At 71.4% G+C, this 5,048-nt stretch carries 3 protein-coding genes and 1 pseudogene; 2 read left to right on the forward strand and 2 right to left on the reverse strand.

The genetic code is table 11. The features are described 5' to 3' along the window. Positions 1–66 precede the first annotated feature (66 nt). A pseudogene (locus tag ABT116_RS39455) lies at positions 67–930 on the reverse strand (AAA family ATPase); the annotation flags it as partial. Between the two features lie 204 nt (positions 931–1,134). Then, on the reverse strand, positions 1,135–1,944 hold the full coding sequence (locus ABT116_RS39460) for a helix-turn-helix transcriptional regulator (RefSeq protein ID WP_351644555.1): 810 nt from the start codon (positions 1,942–1,944) through the stop codon (positions 1,135–1,137). A gap of 126 nt (positions 1,945–2,070) precedes the next feature. Between ABT116_RS39460 and ABT116_RS39465 the strand changes: the two genes are divergently transcribed. Both ABT116_RS39465 and ABT116_RS39470 read left to right on the forward strand, forming a co-directional pair. After that, complete coding sequence (locus ABT116_RS39465) at positions 2,071–3,750, forward strand: AMP-binding protein (protein ID WP_351644558.1); 1,680 nt, start codon at positions 2,071–2,073, stop codon at positions 3,748–3,750. After that, on the forward strand, positions 3,747–5,048 hold a 1,302-nt coding region (locus ABT116_RS39470; RefSeq protein WP_351644561.1), incomplete at its 3' end, for an AMP-binding protein. The genes ABT116_RS39465 and ABT116_RS39470, both read left to right, overlap by 4 nt.

Here is a 5,048-nt window from a genome sequence, read left to right on the forward strand (position 1 = left end):
CCGCACGGTGACCGTGCTCACCTCGAACACCACTCACTACGGCTACGCCTCGATCCTGCAGGGCATCGACGCGAGGAGGGTGCGGCGCGCCTCGTCGGACAGCATCTCCAGCCGGCTCAGCACCAGGGCCCGCAGCGAGGTGGGCACGGGCAGCGGCTCGCCCGGGCGGGGCCGGGCCGGGCTCTCGGCCAGGGCCCTGCCCAGCTCCAGCGCGAAGAGCGGGTTGCCGCCGCTCGTGCGGTGGATGTCGCGGATCGTGGAGCGGGACAGGGGGGTGTAGCCGCGGTGGTCGAGCAGCGCGGAGACCTGCGTACGGGTCAGCGGGCCCAGCCGGACGGCGAGCGTGTCGGGCGGGGACGCGGGCAGGTGGCGGTCGTACTCCTGGCCCTCGGTCCGCACCGCGCACAGCATCTGCACGGGCGTGTCACCCAGCCGGCGGGCCGCGAAACCGAGCAGTTCCGCACTGGCGGCGTCCAGCCACTGCAGATCGTCGGCGACCACGAGCACCGGGCCCTTGGCGGCGAGGACGCGCAGCGCCGACAGCACCGCCAGGCGCAGCGCGAGCCCGTCCCGCTGGAGCGTGGACTCGCCGCGGCCGGTGAGCGCCGACTCCAGGGCGGTGCGCTGGGCGCCGGGCAGCGCACCGGACACGTCGTCCAGGACCAGCCCGAACAGGTCGGCCAGCGCCAGGAAGGGCAGGTGGGATTCCGACTCGGTCGCCGAGCACCGCAACACCGTCCGGTCCGCACCACCGTAATCCGCGGCCAGCGCCCGCAGCACCGTCGACTTTCCAATTCCGGCCGGACCGTGGAGCAGCACACTGCCGCCCCGGCCGAGCTGCTCACGGGCCGAGGTGAACAGTTCCTCCCGGCCGATGACCAGGTCGGGGCGGCTCCTGGGAGGCTCCTGGAAGTCCCGTCGTACGGTCACCGCTCCCCTCCCTGTGTCGTGTCCTGGCCAATATTAGGCAACAGCTGTTTGAATTTCGGAGGGACGACCTCGTGAGGGAAATAACAACACGTGTCGGCGGGAGAATTCACCGGACTCCCGAATGCCGCGGAACGCGGGGTCGGCGCCCCCTCGGGAACCCGTCGGCTGAGCGATCGTGCAGACATCACCGAAAACACCACAAACCTATGGCAACCATCCTGCCCGGCGCGCGGCGACCACGGCCTCGCCGCGGGTGCGGGCCCGCAGCTTCCGCATGGCCGACCGCAGGTATCCCTTGACGGTTTCCGGCGTCACGCCCAGCCGCTCCGCGGCCACCGCGTTCGTCGCCCCCGCCGCCACGCACGCCAGCACGTCCACCTCGCGCGGTGCGAGCCGGACCCGCGCCGGGCCGGCGGACTCGGCCGTCAGCAGCGCACACACCTCATGCACTTCCGCGCGCAGCTCCGGGTCCGCGATCCGCGGGGCCAGCGCCCGCAGGGCCGCGTGCGCCTCCCGCACCCGCTCCCAGCCCGGGCCCGCTCCGGCCCCGGCGGCGAGCGTGCGGGCCTCGTCCCGGACGACCAGGGCCCGCTCCACGTCCCGCGCCGCCTCCACGGCCGCGTCCAGCATCCGCCCGCCCAGCGGCAGGGAGGTGCGCAGCGCCCCGTACAGCACCCCGCGCACCCGGTGCCGCACCACCACCGGCACGGCCAGCACCGAGCGCAGCCCCTCCGCTGCCACCGGGGCGTCGTACTCGTGGCTGATCTGCCGCGACGCCGAGTAGTCCGTCACCACGCACGGCCTGGCCAGCGCCACCGTCTTGCCGCCGAGACCGGTGCCGGACGTCACGACCAGCGAACGCAGGGCGTGCGTCGCCGTGCCGCTCAGTTCGCTGATACGCATCTGCTGCCCGGCCTCCAGCAGGCCGCCGAAGGCGACGGGAAGGCCGGTGCCCCGCCGCAGACGCAGCAGGGCGTTGCGTATCTCGACCGCGTCGGACGCGTCCGTCGTCACCTGATCCGCCCCTTCATCACGGCTCCTGTGCGGGCGCACCCCCCGTTCGGGGGTAGTGAGACCTGCATCACGGATTACACGATGGTTCAGAGCCGCCCGGCAATGGTCCGGCACCCAGGAGGACAGATGACATCGGCGACGGAGCTGTTCCGCGACGCGCGGGATTTCCTGCTCGAACACCGCGAGGACTACCCGACCGCCTACGAGGGCTTCCGCTGGCCCCGTCCCGAGTACTTCAACTGGGCGCTCGACTGGTTCGACGAGATCGCCGACGGCAACGGCCGCACCGCCCTGCACCTCGTCGAGGAGGACGGCCTCGAGACCCGGCTGTCCTTCGGGGAGATGTCGGTGCGGTCGGCCCAGTTCGCCACCTGGCTGCGTGAGCGGGGCGTGCGCGCCGAGGACCGGATCCTCGTCATGCTCGGCAACCAGGCCGAACTGTGGATCACCGCCCTCGCCGCGATGAAGCTGCGCGCGGTGGTCATCCCGGCCACCCCGCTGCTCGGGCCCGCCGACCTGCGCGACCGCGTCGAACGCGGCCGGGTCCGGCACGTCATCGCGCGCCCCGCGGACACCGGCAAGTTCGCCGAGGTCCCCGGCGACTACACCCGCATCGCCGCGGGCGCCGCCGGTGCGGTGCCGGACGGCTGGCTGCCGCTGGACGACGCCTACGGCGCCGCCGCCGACTTCACCCCCGACGGCCCGACCCGGGCCGACGACCCGCTGATGCTCTACTTCACCTCGGGCACCACGGCCCGGCCCAAACTCGTCGAGCACACCCACACGTCGTACCCGATCGGCCATCTGTCGACCATGTACTGGATCGGCCTGAAACCCGGCGACGTGCACCTGAACATCTCCTCACCCGGCTGGGCCAAGCACGCCTGGTCCAATCTCTTCGCCCCGTGGAACGCCGAGGCGACGGTCTTCCTGCACAACTACACGCGTTTCGACGCCGTCCGTCTCATGACCGAGATGGACCGCGCGGGCGTCACCACCTTCTGCGCCCCGCCGACCGTGTGGCGCATGCTCATCCAGGCCGACCTGACGCAGCTGCGCACCCCGCCCCGTGAGGTCGTAGCGGCCGGCGAGCCCCTCAACCCGGAGGTCATCGAGCAGGTCCGCCGGGCCTGGAACATCACCATCCGGGACGGTTTCGGCCAGACCGAGACGGCCGTCCAGGTCGCCAACAGCCCCGGCCAGCCGCTCAAGACCGGCTCGATGGGGCGGCCGAGCCCCGGCTACCGCGTCGAACTCCTCGATCCCGTGTCCGGCGCTCCGGGCGCGGCGGAGGGCGAGATCGCGCTCGACCTGTCGGTCCGCCCGGTGGGCCTGATGACCGGCTACCACGGCGACGCGGACCGCACGGCGGAGGCGATGGCCGGCGGCTACTACCGCACGGGAGACGTCGCCTCCAGGGACGAGGAGGGGTATCTGACGTACATCGGCCGCAGCGACGACGTCTTCAAGGCCTCCGACTACAAGATCAGCCCGTTCGAGCTGGAGAGCGCGCTGCTGGAGCACGAGGCGGTCGCCGAGGCGGCGGTCGTGCCCGCTCCGGACGAGCTGCGGCTGGCCGTCCCCAAGGCGTACGTCGTGCTGGCCGAGGGCTGGCAGCCGGGCCCCGACACCGCCAAAGTCCTGTTCGAGCACTCCCGCGAGGTGCTGGCCCCCTACAAGCGCATCCGCCGCCTGGAGTTCGGCGAGCTGCCCAAGACCGTCTCCGGCAAGATCCGGCGGATCGAGCTGCGTGAGGCCACGGCGGCCGGCTCGGACGCCGAGTACCGCGAGGAGGACTTCCGGTGAGTTCCTACAGCCACGGCACCAGCCAAACGGCATTGCTCGGCGACACCATCGGGGCCAACCTCGACAGGGCGGTGGCCGGCTGGCCGGACCGCGAGGCGCTGGTCGACGTGCCGTCCGGACGGCGCTGGACGTACGCCGAGTTCGGTGCGGCGGTGGACGAGCTCGCCTCCGCCCTGCACGCCTCCGGGGTCGCCAAGGGCGACCGGGTGGGCATCTGGGCGGTCAACTGCCCCGAGTGGGTGCTCGTCCAGTACGCCACCGCCCGCATCGGCGCGATCATGGTGAACATCAACCCGGCGTACCGCACCCACGAGGTGGAGTACGTCCTGAAGCAGGCGGGCGTGTCCCTGCTGTTCGCCTCCCTGAGCCACAAGACGAGCGACTACCGGGCGATGGTCGAGCAAGTCCGCGGCGCGGCGCCGGAGTTGCGCGAGGTGGTCTATTTCGGCGATCCGAGCTGGGAGGCGCTGCTCGGGCGGGCGACCTCCGACGCGACGTACGACGAACTCTCCTGCGACGACCCGATCAACATCCAGTACACGTCGGGCACGACGGGCTTCCCGAAGGGCGCGACCCTCTCCCACCACAACATCCTCAACAACGGTTACTTCGTGGGTGAGTTGATCGCCTACTCGGAACAGGACCGGATCTGCGTCCCGGTGCCCTTCTACCATTGCTTCGGCATGGTCATGGGCAATCTCGCCGCCACCTCGCACGGCGCCTGCATGGTCATCCCCGCTCCGTCGTTCGACGCGAAGGCCACCCTGGACGCGGTCCAGCAGGAGCGCTGCACGTCGCTCTACGGCGTCCCGACCATGTTCATCGCGGAGCTGAACCTGCCCGACTTCGCCTCCTACGACCTCTCCTCCCTGCGCACCGGCATCATGGCGGGCTCGCCCTGCCCGGTGGAGGTGATGAAACGGGTGGTCGCCGAGATGCACATGGCGGAGGTCTCCATCTGCTACGGCATGACCGAGACGTCCCCGGTGTCCCTGCAGACCCGCAGGGACGACGACGTGGAGCACCGCACCGGCACGGTGGGCCGGGTCCTGCCGCACATCGAGGTCAAGATCGTCGACCCGGCCACGGGAGTCACCCAACCGCGCGGCACGGCGGGCGAGTTGTGCACCCGGGGCTACAGCGTGATGCTCGGCTACTGGAACGAGCCGGAGAAGACCGCCGAGTCCGTCGACGCCGGCCGCTGGATGCACACGGGCGACCTCGCCGTGATGCGCGAGGACGGTTACGTCGAGATCGTCGGCCGCATCAAGGACATGATCATCCGGGGCGGGGAGAAC

Source organism: Streptomyces sp. NPDC002130, assembly GCF_040296465.1.
In the GTDB taxonomy this organism is placed as follows: Bacteria; Actinomycetota; Actinomycetes; order Streptomycetales; family Streptomycetaceae; genus Streptomyces.